The organism is Paenibacillus glufosinatiresistens (genome assembly GCF_031470375.1).
Taxonomy (GTDB): domain Bacteria; phylum Bacillota; class Bacilli; order Paenibacillales; family Paenibacillaceae; genus Paenibacillus_AQ; species Paenibacillus_AQ glufosinatiresistens.
Map to the genome: position 1 here is coordinate 43,137 of NZ_JAVFHT010000010.1, position 15,743 is coordinate 58,879.

Annotated in this window: 11 protein-coding genes and 1 tRNA gene; 3 read left to right on the forward strand and 9 right to left on the reverse strand. The window is 61.7% G+C overall.

The window, feature by feature from the left end:
* Positions 1-130: 130 nt before the first annotated feature.
* Both RBI05_RS12145 and RBI05_RS12150 read right to left on the reverse strand, forming a co-directional pair.
* Positions 131-1,531 carry an MATE family efflux transporter gene (locus RBI05_RS12145; protein WP_150458747.1) on the reverse strand — a complete coding sequence of 467 codons (1,401 nt, stop codon included), beginning with the start codon at positions 1,529-1,531 and terminating at the stop codon, positions 131-133.
* Between the two features lie 96 nt (positions 1,532-1,627).
* Positions 1,628-1,712: transfer RNA gene (locus tag RBI05_RS12150), tRNA-Leu, on the reverse strand.
* 287 nt (positions 1,713-1,999) lie between these two features.
* On the opposite strand from RBI05_RS12150, the gene RBI05_RS12155 reads away from it, so the two are divergent.
* A complete protein-coding gene (locus tag RBI05_RS12155; RefSeq protein ID WP_310551303.1) occupies positions 2,000-2,818 on the forward strand; it encodes a hypothetical protein in 819 nt (272 codons plus the stop codon).
* A gap of 53 nt (positions 2,819-2,871) precedes the next feature.
* Here the strand turns inward: RBI05_RS12155 and RBI05_RS12160 are convergent, their stop codons facing one another.
* The 7 genes from RBI05_RS12160 to RBI05_RS12190 form a co-directional block, all read right to left on the reverse strand.
* Positions 2,872-5,664, reverse strand: coding sequence for a glycoside hydrolase family 3 protein (locus RBI05_RS12160; RefSeq protein ID WP_310551304.1), 2,793 nt, complete (start codon positions 5,662-5,664; stop codon positions 2,872-2,874).
* Positions 5,665-5,905: 241 nt separating this feature from the next.
* Complete coding sequence (locus RBI05_RS12165) at positions 5,906-7,273, reverse strand: DUF4129 domain-containing protein (RefSeq protein WP_310551305.1); 1,368 nt, start codon at positions 7,271-7,273, stop codon at positions 5,906-5,908.
* On the reverse strand, positions 7,263-8,372 hold the full coding sequence (locus tag RBI05_RS12170) for a DUF58 domain-containing protein (RefSeq protein WP_310551306.1): 1,110 nt from the start codon (positions 8,370-8,372) through the stop codon (positions 7,263-7,265). Before RBI05_RS12170 ends, RBI05_RS12165 begins: the two co-directional genes overlap by 11 nt.
* On the reverse strand, positions 8,372-9,337 hold the full coding sequence (locus RBI05_RS12175) for an AAA family ATPase (protein ID WP_310551307.1): 966 nt from the start codon (positions 9,335-9,337) through the stop codon (positions 8,372-8,374). Before RBI05_RS12175 ends, RBI05_RS12170 begins: the two co-directional genes overlap by 1 nt.
* A 170-nt stretch (positions 9,338-9,507) precedes the next feature.
* Positions 9,508-11,892: a phosphoketolase family protein gene (locus tag RBI05_RS12180; RefSeq protein ID WP_310551308.1), complete on the reverse strand. Its 2,385-nt coding sequence runs from the start codon at positions 11,890-11,892 to the stop codon at positions 9,508-9,510.
* 206 nt (positions 11,893-12,098) lie between these two features.
* The gene (locus RBI05_RS12185) at positions 12,099-12,821 is read right to left on the reverse strand and encodes a GntR family transcriptional regulator (protein WP_310551309.1); all 723 of its coding nucleotides are present in this window, start codon (positions 12,819-12,821) and stop codon (positions 12,099-12,101) included.
* A gap of 46 nt (positions 12,822-12,867) precedes the next feature.
* Positions 12,868-13,248, reverse strand: coding sequence for a (deoxy)nucleoside triphosphate pyrophosphohydrolase (locus tag RBI05_RS12190; RefSeq protein ID WP_310551354.1), 381 nt, complete (start codon positions 13,246-13,248; stop codon positions 12,868-12,870).
* Between the two features lie 124 nt (positions 13,249-13,372).
* Here RBI05_RS12190 and RBI05_RS12195 point away from each other — a divergent pair, with 124 nt between their 5' ends.
* Entirely contained in the window at positions 13,373-14,854 is a 1,482-nt protein-coding gene (locus tag RBI05_RS12195; RefSeq protein ID WP_310551355.1) for a putative DNA modification/repair radical SAM protein, read from the forward strand.
* On the forward strand, positions 14,847-15,716 hold the full coding sequence (locus RBI05_RS12200) for a TIGR03915 family putative DNA repair protein (RefSeq protein ID WP_310551310.1): 870 nt from the start codon (positions 14,847-14,849) through the stop codon (positions 15,714-15,716). The genes RBI05_RS12195 and RBI05_RS12200 overlap by 8 nt, the downstream gene beginning before the upstream one ends.
* The last annotated feature ends 27 nt before the right edge of the window (positions 15,717-15,743 follow it).

Below are 15,743 nucleotides of genomic sequence, written 5' to 3' on the forward strand. Positions count from 1 at the left end.
GTATAGGTTTTGATGCTCTAAATTGTAAAATAAATAGAAATTTTTGTAAATGACATTTTTCTCCCTGCAGGGTCCGGGATATGCCAAAAAAGCCGCCTCTCCTTTTGGAGAGACGGCTCCGCTCAATGCTTCAGATGACTTGATGCCGGGCCCACCGCCGGCTGAGGAACCGGCGCAGGAAGATCGTACCGCGAATGGCCCATTCGCATTCCATGGCGACCCAGATGCCGATGATGCCGAAACCGAAGACGATGCCGAGCAGATAACCCAGAACAACGCGGAACAGCCACATCGACAGCATGGCGACCAGCGAGGTGAACTTGGCATCTCCGGCCGCGCGCAGCGCCGCCGGCGTGATGAAGCTGATCGACCAGAGCGGCACCTGAATGATCGTATTCATGAGCACAATGATCCAGATGTCGTCCACGATGGCCGCCGGCGGGTGGAACAGCGAGATCAGGGGATGGAAGAACGGGAGCACCAGCAGCCCCATAAGCGCAAAGGACAGAGACGACAGCTTGAGGAACGTCTTGATGAACTTGCTCGCGTCGTCGATGTTGCGGCTGCCCATGCATTGGCCGACGACGGTCACAATCGTCAGCGAGAGGGCATTGGCCGGAATCTGCATGACGAGCGCGATGGAGCCGGATATGGCGTTCGTCGCAATGGCGTAAGTGCCCAGGCTGACGACGAAGGTCTGGGTCAGGATTTTGCCGCCGTTAAAAAACATCTGTTCCGCCGCAAACGGCATCCCGATCGACAGAATTCGCTTGACCATATCCAGCTTCACCGCCAGGAGATCCTTCAGCTTGAGTCGAAGGCTGGTGTCGAGCCGGAACAGGTAGTAGACTGCGCAGGCCGCGCCGAGGTAACGGGCTATATTGATAGCCAGCGTCATGCCCAGCACACCCATCCGGAATCCGTTGATGAACAGCACGTTCAGCAGCACATAGGCAATATTCATGATGAGGGACAGCCACAGGGAGGCTCGGGTCCGGCCGATGCCCCTCAGCGCGCCGCAGACCGCTTCCACGACGGCGATGCCGAGGTAGGAAATGCAGCTTCCGATCAGATAGAGCCGGGCGTTCGCCATGACTTCCGGTTCGGCAGCGCCGAACAGTAGCCGCAGCAGCGGAGACGACAGCGCAATTCCGGCAAGGCCCGTGGCCAGCGCCAGCAGCGAGACCGAGGAGACCGTACCGGCCGTCGCCCGGGAGACCATCGCGTCGTTGCCGCTTCCTTTGTACTGGGCTACGACAACGGTGCCGCCGGTGGAGACGGCGATGAAGACGCTGATCAGGAAAATATTCAGCGAGTCAATCATATTGACCGCGCTGACCGCCGCCACTCCCGCCGAACTGATCATCGCCGTGTTGGCCACGTTCAGCCCGACCACAAAGATCTGGTCGACCAGAATCGGCAGGAACAGCGCCGCTATGGTCCTGTAGTCCATCGTCTCTCCCGTCAGACTCCGCGCCAGCCTCCCCGGCTGCCGCGCCGTCTTCCCTCTGCTCCCAAGCTGTGGTTCCATCTCTGCATTCACTTCGCTTTGGTCGGATTTGGATATAAAAAGAAAGGCCCTCCGGGCTAAGCGCCGGAGGGCTGGACTGCGATATTCAAATCAAGATGCGGTCGAGAGGACTCGAACCTCCACGGGGGGTTAGCCCACACGGACCTGAACCGTGCGCGTCTGCCAATTCCGCCACGACCGCATAACTATAAGGGGCAGTCACAAGGGATAATATATCATAGATAGGAGTCAGGCGCAAGCTTTATTTTGAAACGGGATTACCGGTTCCCCGTTGGGGAAACATTTGTTCCGATAGATGTTGACGACCAGGGAAATATTGTATATAGTTGGGTCAAACCATAGCTGAAAGCAGGGAAGCACCCTGCGGACAGGCCATTGCGCCTTGTTCCGCAGGGTGCTTCTTGCCGTCTGCCGGCGAAGACTGCTTCGGCTTCCGGTACATATTCATAGAAATGAGGATCGAATTCCATGCCAACCCCTGACCCTTGTGTGTACCGCCGTTCTTCCCGTCTGCTTGCCCGCCTGCTCGTTCTGTGTCTGGCCGCCGCTCTCCTGGTCCTGCCTCCGTCCGGCTCCGCAGAAGCCTCAGGGGCGGAGTCTGCCGCCGATTTCAGCACAGCGCTGGCCCGCATGGACGGACTGTATGACGGGTATGGCGCTCTGGAGGCGGCGATCAAGCTCGAGAAGGCGGAGATTCGCGATCTCCGTGCGGCCAATGACCTTCGGCAGCAGCGCATCACCGCTGCCGTCAAGCTCATTGACAAGGCCGTCATCGACAGGCTGTCCGCGGCGGCCGCCGGCGCATCGGCCGGCTATGCTCCCCTGCTCCAGCAGTATGCCGACCTCGGCAAGCGGGCGACCGCCGCCCGCGGGGCCAAGGACAAGAAGAGCGCCGATCTGCTGGACTTGCAGCGGAACCGGATGAAGCCGGCCGTAACCGCCGCCCGCCAGGAGATTGCGGACGCCAAAGCGGCGCTGGCGGAAGCGAAGAAGACGGCGGCGGCCAAAGCCGCCGCCGTCCGGGAAGCGCTGGCTCCGGTTGCGGCTCTCCGCAAGCAGATTACGGCGGAGAACGGGAAGATCGCGTCAGCCAACAAGACCCGAACCGCCGCCGGCAAGCGTTATCGCTCGGCCGTCAAGGCAGGGCTTGCCATGACGGCTGCAACCGAGATGGCGATCATGTACAGGGAACTCGGCCGGATTCATGCCTGCTGGCAGAACATGTACGGCTGGGAGAAGCAGATCAGCGGCGTCCTCGCCGCGGCAGAGGCCAAGCTTCCAAAATAATGGCCCGACAGGCGGGATGAGGCGTCCGTCCGCTCTCTCCGTTCCCTTTAGGATCAGGACACGGGATTGAATTCAATCGTCTCGATGTGAAGGCCCGGCTTGACGAACTCCAGCTTCATTTCGTACACGCCGGCCTCCAGCCGGACCTTGACCTGCTTCAGCCTGATCCGGCGGCCGCCGGTTCCGTTGGTCTGTATCGTCGTTACCGGCTCGCCGCCCAGCGTTACATTGCAGGCGCTCTGCGCCAGATGATCGCCTTCGGACATTACGGTGGCGAACATCCGGTACTCGCCGGAGCGGCGCACGGCCACCCGGGTAACTCCCGAAGGGTTCGGCGTGATCGCGCCGCCCTCTTCGGGCAGTTCCGCCGCGCCTTCCGGCGAGAGGCCGGAATCACCGGAGAACGATTGGACGGTCTCCCACGTTCCCTGCTCTCTGAAGAAGACCGGAGCCTGCATGATGAAGCCGCAGATATTGGCGGCGCAGCGCTGAAGCTCGCCCCGGGTCAGACGCCCGTCACCGAGTGCCTCCAGCGTATTGTCGCCGCTTGCGTTCACTTCGGCGCCGTAGTTGCTCACGACCATGTACAGATCATTCTGGGCGCGGACCATCGCGGCCGTGTTCTTGGGGTCGGCCGTCCCGCCTTCGACAGGATCATTCATCTGGGCCCACCAGTCGGTCATCACAATGCCCTGGAATCCCCATTCGCCGCGCAGAATGGTCGTATTCAGGTCATAGTTGGAGGCCGACCAGTGACCGTTGACCGGATTATAAGCGGTCATAATGCTCTTGGCTCCGCCTTCGACAACGGCGATCTGGAAGCCCTTCAGGTAGATCTCGCGCAGGGCTCGCTCGGAGACGACGGCGTCGACCTTGCTGCGGTATTTCTCCTGACTATTGCAGGCGAAATGCTTCAGCGTGGCATTCGATCCTCCGCGCCGGATGCCGCGGGTGCAGGCTGCTGCGAAGATACCGGTAACCAGCGGATCTTCCGAGAAATACTCAAAGTTCCGGCCGTTGAGCGGGCTCCGGCGGATGTTCAGGCCCGGCCCGAGCAGGGTGTCAATGCCGTTGCGAAGCAGCTCCTGGCCCTCCAGCACATACAGCTCCTCCACGAGAGCCGGGTTCCATGTTGCCGCCAGCAGCGTTCCGATCGCTACCTGCGTCGCCTTATGGCCGCTGTCCATCCGAATGCCGGAAGGGCCGTCCGCTGTGCAGGCAACCGGAATACCGAAGCCGGCCAGCGCGTCGCTGACGCCGCCGAAGGCGGAAGCGGTGCCCGGAGTGACCAGCGGGCTGCTCATTCCTTCGCCGCGGACGATGGCGGCCAGGTCCTTATCATCCAGCTGGGCGATGAAGGCCTCCATACGGATTCGCTCTTCCTGAACATCCCGGAGCGTATAGCCGAGATCGCCGGTCTGCTTCAGCTCGCCCGGCAGGTTCTGCTCTATCCGTTCGGCCATGGAGATCCGGCGGGTCGGGACCTCTGTCCACTGCGGCTCATAGGTTCCGTCATTCTTGCGGGTTCCCGGCTTCAGCCGCCGGAAGCTCTGCGCCGGAGCTCCCGCTTCCTGCAGCTGTTCGACCAGCGTGAGCTCGGGCACGAGGTAGCCTTCCCGGCCTTCTACCCGGATCTTCGCCGCCCTGCGGACACTGCTTCCGACATGCAGGACGTAAGTGCCCGCCTCCAGCACATAGGCCGAGCGGTGGCCCGTAACGCCTTCATCGTCATAGGCAGCCATGCGGTGAACCGGGAAGTTCAACGTAACGGTCTCGCTCTCGCCCGGCTTCAGCAGCCCCGTCTTCGCAAAGGCTGCCAGCGCCTTGGCCGGCCGGCCAAGCAGCCCCTGCGGCGCTTCATAATAGACCTGGACGACTTCCTGTCCGGCATAGGCGGTTCCGGTATTGGTAACGACAGCCTCCAGGTTAAGAACAGACCCGCCTTTATCAGAGGACAACCGGGCTTCGCCGGGAGCAATGGAGAAGGTCGTGTAAGACAAGCCGAACCCGAACTCGAACTGCACCCGGTCAGGGCAGAAGGTCTCGAAATAACGGTATCCGACATAAATGTCTTCCTGATACAGGTTGGCGAATTCATTGCCGTGGTTGCGCGTCGACGGATAATCGCCGATCGAACGGGCAATCGTATCGGTCAGCTTGCCGCTCGGCGTCACCTCTCCGGACAGAACGTCGGCGATGGCGTTGCCGCCCTCCATGCCGCCGTGCCAGGCATAAATGACACTGGCGATCGGATGAACATAATCTGCGGCGTTCAGCCAGCTCATATCGATGATGTTGGAGACATTGAGGACGACTACCGTCTGCTCGAAATGAGCCGTAACCCGCTCCAGCATCGCCTTCTCTTCTTCGGTCAGCCGATAGCTTCCGGGTTCATCGGCATTATCCTGGTCTTCTCCGGCCGTCCGTCCAATGACGATGACCGCCTTGTCCGAACGGCTTCTCGCACCGGCCACCAGCTCATCGGTCAGCGGCATTTCCCGCTGGTGCCAAGGCTCGGCGGCCCAGCCTCCGCCGCCGTTGTCGAACGGATTCTCTGCAATCCACTGCTCATAGACCGCTGCCAGTTCCTCATCGACGGCGAGGCCGGATTTGGACCGGAGCCCGCCCAGCAGATGGGTGGTGTACGCGACATGCACGCTGCCGCCCGAGCCGGTACCGCTGCGGTAGTAATCAATCTGGGTACGGCCAAATATAGAAACGCGTTCTCCCTTGCGGAGCGGAAGCGTCTGTCCGTCATTCTTCAACAGCACGGCGCCCTCTGAAGCCGACCGGCGGCTGAATTCGGCGAAGCCCTCCAGGGGGACTCCCAGTTGCGTAATCTTCATTGTTCCTCTTCCTCCTGTCTGTCCGTTGATTCTTCTGCATATCGGTTCCCGTGACCGGGTTGTTAGGTTGTGAACGCGCGTTCACAACCCTTCATCCGCTCTATCTTACTATATAAATAGCGCTTTCACAAAGGGTAAATGCTTGAAGCGGATTTCTGCCTTCTGCCGAGCGAACTGCGGTGTCGGCTTGGCTGCCAGACGCCGCGCCGCACAGAAAAAGGCGGACCCAAGGTCCGCCTAGTCAGTCAGGCCGTTCTCCGCCGTAGCGGACTTCGTTGTACCGGTCGATAATCCGCCGGACTTCCCGGTCTTCCAATTCCGTGAAGCGCTTCTCCGGTGAAGCGATATCGGCTCCGTTCTCCAGCGGGGTCCGGCTTGGCCGGTAGCCGAAGCCGCGCTTCACCGCTCCGCGCAGCAGCCGCCGGTACGCGGCCCTCGGGTCCTCGTCCGCAGAGCGCGCGGAGATCCCCAGCCGCAGCCAGAGGCGCCGTGCCGGCGCTGCGGCGCGCTCGATCTTCTCAACCTCGTCAATATACCCGCCTTCGGCCTCCGGCGCTCTGCGCCCTTCGCGCAGACGCCGCAGCAGCCGGCCGAGACGGCGAAGCCCGTACCGCACCCGTTCAGGCAGCCAGCGGCGCACCAGCCGGTACAGCAGCACAAGCAGCGCAACCGCCGCTGCCGTCGCCAGCAGACCGAGCAGAATATAGCCGGCAATACGCAGCCATTCCGGCGTGCCGGCGGCGGCATCCTCGCCCTTGGTGAAGCCCGGCATCGCCTGCGGCAGCACTTCGGCCGGCTTCTCTTCAGGGACAGGCGCGGCCGGCTTCGGAAGCAGGCCGATCAGCCAGCGGGCCACCCTGCGCAGCAGAGGACCGAGGCCCTGCCAGCCGGCTGAGGCGGCGACAAGGAGCAGCAGGAGCCCGGTCATCCGCCGGTTGACCGTCTCAATCCGGCCGGCCGGCGCCGCCTCGCCTTCGACGTTCAGCGCAGCGGCGCGGATGCGGTACCGGTTCCAGCGCAGCAGCAGCAGGAACAGGGCCGTCATGCCCGCGCCGTACAGCAGCGGGGCATAGGGAGTCAGCCCCGCCGGCTTGGAAGCGGCGATGGCCGCATACATCAGGGCCGCCGCGGCGACCCCGACGGCCGGCACCTGCGGCAGCAGGCGGGCCCAGCCCCGCTGCCGGCCGATCAGCAGGCCGCGCAGCGCAGCGGCCAGCAGGGCGGCCCCGCCCGCGAGCGCGGCGGGGCGAAGGCCGTACGCGGCGACGGTTATCGCCGCCGCGGCCAGCAGCAGCGCCAGGGCCGCAGGCAGCGCCCGGCCGCTGCCGATCTGCCGGGCGCCCGCCGCCTGGCCGCCCAGGTGCAGCAGGCCGATCCCCAGCAGGAGGATCGGCGGGGAAGCATGCAGCGCGTAGACGGCGTACAGCAGCGCTGCCGGGAACAAGCCCGCCGTCTCCATGAGGGCGACGGCGGCCATTGCCCGCAGCTCGCGGCTGCGGGCACGCCCGGTCTCCCGGGCGGCTGCCGCCCCGGGAGACGGCTCCGGACGGGAGTCCGCTTCCTTCCGTCCGCCGCTTAATGCCGCATGCGGCTTGGCTTTATCGTTCATCGCGCGCGCCTCCTCCCCATAGCGGTTCGCCGACTACCGCAACACGGTGCCCCCGCTCTTCCAATGACCGGATGGCATCCGCAATCCGGTTCGAGACATGGGCGGTGACGAGCAGATAATCGAGCGGCTCCCGCTCTTCTTCCGCCGCTTCGCGCGCCAGAAATTCATAGAACGGCTCCCGGGCCTTAAGGTCGGTCCCGGCCATCGCCTCCAGGAGCAGCACGAGATGCGGAAGCCCGTGACCGGGCGCCACCCGCCCTTCCGGCCGGCCGGCGGCCTCCGAGACGCAGGCGTTATGGGCGTAGCCGGCAGCCATGCCCTGATGGATCAGCCGGGCGGCCACCGTCGCCGCGCAGGACAGCGCAGCCTCCAGCCGCCCGGGCTCCGTAACGACGCTCCACATCGCCTCCGATTCCTCGATATTCAGGCAGATCATGGCCCGGGGATCGGCGGAATGGCCGTTGCGGCGCACTTGAAGCCCGCCGCTGCGGGCGCTGGCTTTCCAGTGAATGCGGTTCAGAGGGTCGCCGGGCGCGTATTCGCGGATGCCGCTCCATTGGAAGGGATCTTCGACAATCCAGCGCCGCACAGCCAGTTCTCCCTGCCAGGTCCGCCACGACAGCGGCAGCTCCTCCTCTTCCAGAAGCCTCGGATAGACCACCAGCCGCTGGTTCAGCGGAATCTGGCGCGCCGGCGTATAGACCCCGAACAGGTCGCTGCCGGTCATCGTCACCGATTCGATCCGGTAGATTCCCCGGCCTTCGCACTCCACTTGGTACGTGCGGGTAATCCGGGTCTTCGGAGGCAGCGTGAACAGGCTGGCATGGTTCTGGTAGATGCTGCCCTTGCTGATGGCCGTCTCCCTGCTCCGGGCAAAAGTCAGCGAAGCCGGAAGCAGCGCCTCCAGCCGGAGCCAGGGAACCGGGAGCACCTTAAGGTTCGCAATGGTCTCCACCATCTCGATCCTTTCCCCGGCATGGCAAGCCTCCGTGCTGAACCGGCGGGTATAACCGAGCTTCGACAGCGACCTTCGGCCGAGCAGCCAGCCCTGCAGAGTCATCGCAATCATGCAGGCGATGAGAAGCCAGATCAGCGCCATCAGCGAACGCCGCCTTCCACGCCTTCCTCGCTTGGAACCGGAACCTTCGCGGCGATGTCCAGCAGCAGCCGCTCCGCCGTCTGTTCTTGAACGCCGTAGCGGCGCTTCGGAACGAGGCGATGGGCGCATACCGGGACAAGCAATTGCTTGATATCGTCCGGCAGCACAAAAGAGCGGCCCCGCAGCGCTGCCAGCGCCTTGGAGGCCCGGAGCAGCACCTGGGTTCCGCGCGGGCTGACGCCGAGCGCCGTCTCCGGATGCTCTCGGGTCGCCTCGGCCAGCGCCACAATATAGCCGAGCAGGTCGCCGCTTACGCGGACCTCTTCGCAGAGCCGCTGCGCTTCCAGCACTTCGGCTGCGGAAGCGACCGGAGCAATGACCGAGGTTCCTCCCCCTTCTCCGAGCGTCCGCTTCAGAATCTCTACGCCTTCGCCGGCGGTCGGATAACCGAGCCGCATCTTGATCATGAACCGGTCCATCTGCGCTTCCGGCAGCGGAAAGGTTCCCTGGTTGTCGATGGGATTCTGGGTGGCCATGACGAGAAACGGCCGCTCCAGCGGCATGGTGATGCCTTCGACGCTGATCTGGCGCTCTTCCATGCATTCCAGCAAGCTGGATTGCGTCCGCGGCGTCGCCCGGTTGATCTCGTCGGCCAGCACAATCTGGGTGAACAAGGGACCGGGGCGGAAATGAAACTCGCCTTCCTTCTGGTTGTAGTAGTGGCTTCCCGTCAGATCGGAAGGCAGCAGGTCCGGTGTGAATTGGATGCGCTGGAAGCCAAGGCTCAGCGAGGCTGCCAGGCTTTTGGCCAGCAGCGTCTTGCCGGTGCCCGGGACATCCTCCAGCAGCACATGCCCTCCGGCCAGAAGCGCTGTCAGAAGCAGCTCGGTCTCTTCTTCCTTGCCTACGATCACCTTGCCGGTATTCGCCTGCAATTTCTGCGCCAATGTTTGTACCTTGTCCATACCCGATCCCTCCGTATGCGCTCTCATTCGTTTATCTGCTTATTATAGTACATTCCTGGAAAAGCGGCACAGACAAAAGAGACACCCTCTTCAGGGTGCCTCTCTGTTGCTCGCTGCCGGAGCAGAGCTGCCGGAGATCCGATTGCACGTTCGTTATTTCGGTTCTGCCGTTATTTCAGGTCTTTCCATACCCAGCTATCGACTTCCGGCAGGTCGAAGCCTTCTTCCCGGATGTAGGCATGATGCTTGGCGATGACCGCATCCATCTCGTCGGCGATGGCCCGGTATTGTTCTGGGTTCGGCAGGCTCAGCACCGCTTCCTTGGCCAGGTCGAACCGGTCCATCTGGTTCAGCACGCGCATGTCGAACGGTGTGGTGATATCGCCGTTCTCCCGGTAGCCGTGCACATGCAGATTGCGGTTGCGGCGGTCGAAGAACAGATCCTTAATGAGTCCTTCATAGCCGTGGAAGGCGAAGATAACCGGCTTGTCGGCCGTGAAGTAAGCTTCGAATTCGTCGTCGCTAAGGCCCCGCGGGTCGAGCTTGCTGCTTCTGAGCTTCAGCAGATCGACGACGTTCACATAGCGGATCTTCAGGTTCGGCAGCTTCTCGTGCAGAATCGAGATAGCAGCCAGGCTCTCCATGGTCGGCTCCGTGCCGGAGGAAGCGAAGACCACATCCGGCTCCTGGTCGCCGCAGGTCGAAGCCCAGTCGATGATCTTCAAGCCTTTATCGACAAGCTCCTGCGCTTCGTCCGCGCTGAACCACTGCGGACGCGGATGCTTGGACGAGACGATCAGGTTGATCTTCTGGCGGTCATTCAGCACCTTGTCGAATACGGCCAGCAGGGTGTTGGCATCGGCGGGCAAATATTCACGGATGAATTCCGGCTTCTTGTCGGCGAGATGGCCGAGCAGGCCCGGGTCCTGATGCGTATAGCCGTTGTGATCCTGCTGGAATACGGTCGAGGTCGCCACGACGTTCAGGGACGGAATATCTGCGCGCCAGCCCTGATCGGTCGCTTTGCGCAGCCATTTGAAGTGCTGGGTAATCATCGAATCGACGACGCGCAGGAACGCTTCATAGCTGGCAAAAAATCCGTGGCGGCCGGTCAGGACATAGCCTTCCAGAAGGCCTTCGGCCTGATGCTCGGACAGCTGCGAGTCAATGACCCGGCCGTAGGAAGCCAGGAACTCGTCGTTCGGTTCCTTGACGGCATCCATCCACTGCCGCTTCGTTACTTCAAAGACAGGTCCCAGGCGGTTGGACATCGTTTCGTCCGGTCCGAAGATGCGGAAGTTGCGGTTGTCTTCATTGAGGGCGAGGACGTCCTTCATGTACTTGCCCAGAACGGCCATATCCTGCGCTGTAACGGCGCCCGGTACGGAGTTATCCAGCGCAAAATCGCGGAAGTCCGGCAGACGGAGTTCCTTCACGAGCCGTCCGGCATCCGTCACGGGATTCTTGCCCATGCGGCGGTCGCCCGACGGGAGAATCTCGGCGATGTCGGCTTTCAGCTTGCCGTCCTGTTCGAACAGTTCCTCCGGACGGTAGCTGTTCATCCATTCCAGCAGCGCCGGCGCATGCTCCATATGCTTCCGGTCAGCCGGAATCGGCACCTGGTGGGCGCGAAACGAATCTTCATTCGGCACATTGTCCCACGATTTCGGTCCGGTCCAGCCTTTCGGGGAACGGAACACGAGCATCGGCCAGAGCGGGCGGGTTGTCTGTCCGCCGCCGGTGCGGGCCTCGCGCTGAATGTCCCGGATTTTCTCGACGATGAGGTCCAGCGTCTCGGCCATAGCCGGGTGCATCAGCGCCGGATCGCTGCCTTCCACGAAGTGCGGTTCCCAGCCCATGCCTGTGAAATAAGCAGTTATTTCTTCCCGCGACATCCGGGAGAGGATCGTCGGATTGCTGATCTTGAAGCCGTTCAGATGCAGAATCGGCAGTACGGCTCCATCGGTCGCCGGATGGATGAACCGGTTGGAGAACCAGGAAGCGGCGAGCGGTCCGGTCTCGGCTTCGCCGTCGCCCACGACTACAGCGGAGATCAGGTTCGGGTTGTCGAGAATTGCGCCGACTCCGTGCGACAGGGAGTAGCCCAGTTCGCCGCCTTCATGAATCGATCCCGGCGTTTCGGGAGCTGCATGGGAAGCAACGCCGCCCGGGAAGGAGAACTGCTTGAACAGCTTCTTCATGCCGGCAATATCCCGGGTAATGTCCGGATAGATCTCGGTGTAGCTGCCGTCCAGATAGGAGTTGGAGACCATGACCTGACCGCCGTGGCCCGGTCCTTCGATATAGAACATATCGAGATCGTACTTGGTGATGATCCGGTTCAGATGCGCATAGATGAAGTTCTGGCCCGGGATGGTGCCCCAGTGCCCGATCGGCTTCACCTTGACATGATCGGCCTGCAGCGGTTCCCGGAGCAGCGGGTTATCCTTCAGGTACAGCTGCCCGACCGAAATATAATTCGTAGCGCGCCAGTATGCATCCAGCTTGTCGAAATAGGTTTTGGACGAATAATCCACTTGCAGAGTCAGTCCCATGATTTCTCTCCACTCCTTAATATCAGCCTTCCGACCGATTGTGAAAAATTTCTCTTGAGTTCATCATACCAACTTAATTATAAAATACAACCTTTTTTATAATTGATACGGTCCAATTTTGTGAAAAGTTGAACAACATATGGACAAATGGTCATTCGCCTTTTCAACCCAATAAAAAAAGACCGGAGTTTCCTCCAGTCTTCCGCTTATTGCACCGATACAAACGTGTTAAATTTTAGGTATTGATAATGAATGCGCATATGGGAGAATTCCAGCGGCGTTCCGTTGTCGAGGAAGAAGATCCCTTCCATAATGCCGACCGGCTCGTTCTCCTTCAGCAGCAGCAGCTCCCGGTCCTGCTCCTGCGAAGGCTCCGCAAAGATGGACATGAAAGATTTGGTCACGGCCAGATTATGCGCGCTCTCCAGATAGTTGAAGATGGAACCTTCAATGATGGTCTGGTTCAAATTCTGCACGATTTTAATCGGGATATACCCCGTCTCGATCATAAAAGGCACGTCGTCGAACAGGCGAAGCCGGACGATTTTGTAGACAAAATCATGCGGTTCCAGGAACAAATCCCGCTGCAGCTCCTCCGTCGGCGGAATCACCTCGAAGCCCAGCACCCGGGTCTGCGGCTTCTGGCCGTTCATATGGAAGTTGTCGGTCACGCCCAGATTCGAGCCTTCATAGTTAAAGACCGATTCGTTCTTAATATACAGGGGGTTGATGAAGGTCCCCGATCCGCGCTTCTTGAAAATAATTCCGGCGTGCTCCATCTTCGTCAGCGCCTGCTTCACCGAGCTGCGGCTGACCTGGTACAGCTCGCTCAGGCTGCGCTCATCCGGCAGACGCATATCCGCAAACTGCCCGGCGAATATTTTCTTCTTCAGATCGTCGATAATTTGCTTGTACACGAACTCTGCCATTACGTACTTCCTCTCCGGTCCTCTGCTTCGTTAGTCTCTTGGTTAACTATAGCATAAGCTTGTCCACAAACTCTATGTCCGCAGCCGCAAATTCATACGCTCCCAGCCCGCTGGGATGGACCCATTCGTACCGGTCGTGGTCGGTCAGCACCGGCTCGCCGCCCTCCAGCACGGCGCGGTAAGCCGTCAGCCGGATATGAATCTCTTCGTACCGGTGCTCGCTGACGCCGAACCGGGCGTAAGGCCGGATGCGCAGCCCCATCTCTTCCAGCAGCTCGCGCTTCAGGCATGCCTCCGGCGTCTCCCCCGGCTCCAGCTTGCCGCCCGGGAACTCCCAGAGCCCCTCTTGGGCTTTGCCTCTGCGTTTGCGGGCAATCAGAATCCGCCCCTGACGGTCTTCTATAATCGCTGCCGCCACTTCGATCATTGCCCTCACACCCCTTTCTTCTCCTGAACTTAATATAGCCGAAGCAAGGGATCTTTGTCTTTGACAGGAACACATGTTCGATATATACTTCCATTTATATAAAGGAGGGTTCCCCGTGGACGTAATGGAGAAGCTCGAAATTTTGACCGCCTCGGCCAAATATGATGTCGCCTGCACTTCCAGCGGCTCCAGCCGCAAGGGAAGCGCCGGCGGCATGGGCAACACCACCAGCATGGGCATCTGCCACAGCTTCGCCGCCGACGGCCGCTGCATTTCGCTGCTGAAGGTGCTGATGACGAACCGGTGCGTCTTCGACTGCGCCTACTGCGTGAACCGGCGGTCCAATTATACGCGGCGGGCCACTTTTACGCCGGAAGAGATTGCCGATGTCACGATGCAGTTCTACCGCCGCAATTATATCGAGGGCCTGTTCCTGAGTTCCGGCATTCTGCGCAATCCCGACTATACGACCGAGCAGATGATTGCCGCCCTGGAGCTGCTGCGCCATGTTCACCGCTTCGGCGGTTACATTCATGTCAAGGCCATTCCGGGAACGGACGAACGGCTGCTCTCCCGGCTCGGCCTTCTCGCCGACCGGATGAGCGTCAACATCGAGCTGCCGTCACAGGCAAGCCTCGGCAGGCTGGCGCCGGACAAGAGCAAGGATTCCATTCTGAAGCCTATGGGACTCATCCAGGCCCGAATCCGTGAGAACCGCCACGATCTCGTCCGTTACGACCATGCTCCCCGGTATGCCCCCGCGGGCCAGAGCACACAGATCATTGTGGGAGCAACGCCCGACACGGATCAGCGGATCCTCGCCTTGACGGAAGGACTGTACCGCAAATACGGCTTGAAGCGGGTGTTCTACTCCGCCTACACGCCGGTTGTGGAGCATTCGCTCCTCCCTGCGCTCGACACCAAACCGCCGCTCCTGCGGGAGCACCGGCTGTACCAGGCCGACTGGCTGCTGCGCTTCTACGGCTTTCGCGCGGGCGAGCTGCTGGACGAGTCGGCCCCGAACTTCAATCCGCTGCTGGATCCGAAATGCAGCTGGGCGCTGCGCAACCGGGCATTGTTCCCCGTGGAGGCCAACACCGCGCCTTACGAAATGCTGCTGCGCGTACCGGGCATCGGGGTGCGCAGCGCCCAGCGAATCGTCAAGGCCCGCCGGGCCGGAAGCCTGGACTTCGCTGCGCTGAAGAAGCTGGGTGTGGTGCTGAAGCGGGCTCAGTTCTTTCTGACCTGCCGGGGACGCATGCTGGAAGGGCTGAAGGTCAGCGACCATACGCTGCTGCGCTCGCTGATGTCCGGTCAGGAACTGGCGGCCTTCCGGGAGCCGCAGGCCGAACAGCTCTCCTTCTTCAGCGAGGCCGAAGTGACCGGACTGCCGGAGCCCGCAGCGCCTGCGGACCTCTTCTCCGGCGGGCCTAATTCTTCCCGGCCTCTTGGCGGACCGGCTGAGGGCGGACCGGCTGCCGGCGGGCCCGCTGCTGCCCTGGCCGAAGCGGCCGATCCACGGCTTACCGAAGCGGCCTTGGTCGGAGCAGATTCCATCGACGCGCTCGCCCAAGAGGCCTCTTCCGGGAGGACTGCTTATGTTTAAGACGGCTGCGCTGGCCTACAGCTATGACGGCAGCTTCGAAGGGCTGCTCTCCTGCGTATTTGAGAGTTATGTGTGGAAGGAGACCCCGCTGGCCATTCATCCCCAGGACGATGGTCCCGGGCTGCTGCTGGAGTCCAAATGGATCGAGACCGATCCCGAGCATGCCGGACGCGTCCTGCGGTCCATCCCGCAGCGCATCGGGGCGAAGGCCGAAGAACTGGTGCGCCTGGGCTTCTGTACCTGTCTCCCGGACAAGGAACTGCTGCTGCTGAAGTTCCTCCAGCTCGGCTTCGCCCATGGCCCGCGCGTCCTGGACATGCTTGCCGATGATACGGTGGATGCACTGGTTAAGGCCGTTCTGCACTTGCGGCGGGAGAGCCACCGCTATCTCGGCCTGATCCGCTTCTCCGTCTACGGACCGGTCATAGCGGCGGTGATTGAGCCGCGGAACCTTGTACTCCCGCTCATCCGCGACCACTTCTGCGACCGGTTCGGGGGCGAACGCTTCATGATCTATGATGCCGCCCACCGCATGGCGCTCATTCATGAACCGGGACGATCCGCCATCATTCCGCTGGAAGCGTGGACGCCGCCCCAGCCGGATGAGACGGAGGAGCGCTACCGGCGGCTCTGGAAGGGCTTCTACGAAGCAATCGGCATCAAGGAACGCCGGAATGAGCGGCTTCGGATCTCCAATATGCCGAAGCGGTACTGGAAGGAGCTGACGGAGATGGACGGCGGCGGCTGGGGAGCCGCGGTTGCCCGGTCCCGGGCCCGCTCCGCGTCCCCGTCCGCACCCGGCGGAGCCGGCGGTGCGCCGACGGCGGAATCTCTTCCGGCCCCGGGCGGGAGCGGGGATTAGCCACGAGGAGCGGGATCACCGAGCAAA

Excerpts from the sequence above, each read along its gene's own strand:
- RBI05_RS12200 (WP_310551310.1), top strand. The coding sequence starts at position 14,847 with ATGTTTAAGACGGCTGCGCTGGCCTACAGCTATGACGGCAGCTTCGAA.
- RBI05_RS12175 (WP_310551307.1), bottom strand. The coding sequence starts at position 9,337 with ATGGACAAGGTACAAACATTGGCGCAGAAATTGCAGGCGAATACCGGC.
- RBI05_RS12185 (WP_310551309.1), bottom strand. The coding sequence starts at position 12,821 with ATGGCAGAGTTCGTGTACAAGCAAATTATCGACGATCTGAAGAAGAAA.
- RBI05_RS12160 (WP_310551304.1), bottom strand. The coding sequence starts at position 5,664 with ATGAAGATTACGCAACTGGGAGTCCCCCTGGAGGGCTTCGCCGAATTC.
- RBI05_RS12165 (WP_310551305.1), bottom strand. The coding sequence starts at position 7,273 with ATGAACGATAAAGCCAAGCCGCATGCGGCATTAAGCGGCGGACGGAAG.
- RBI05_RS12145 (WP_150458747.1), bottom strand. The coding sequence starts at position 1,531 with ATGGAACCACAGCTTGGGAGCAGAGGGAAGACGGCGCGGCAGCCGGGG.
- RBI05_RS12180 (WP_310551308.1), bottom strand. The coding sequence starts at position 11,892 with ATGGGACTGACTCTGCAAGTGGATTATTCGTCCAAAACCTATTTCGAC.
- RBI05_RS12190 (WP_310551354.1), bottom strand. The coding sequence starts at position 13,248 with ATGATCGAAGTGGCGGCAGCGATTATAGAAGACCGTCAGGGGCGGATT.
- RBI05_RS12170 (WP_310551306.1), bottom strand. The coding sequence starts at position 8,372 with ATGGCGCTGATCTGGCTTCTCATCGCCTGCATGATTGCGATGACTCTG.
- RBI05_RS12155 (WP_310551303.1), top strand. The coding sequence starts at position 2,000 with ATGCCAACCCCTGACCCTTGTGTGTACCGCCGTTCTTCCCGTCTGCTT.
- RBI05_RS12195 (WP_310551355.1), top strand. The coding sequence starts at position 13,373 with ATGGAGAAGCTCGAAATTTTGACCGCCTCGGCCAAATATGATGTCGCC.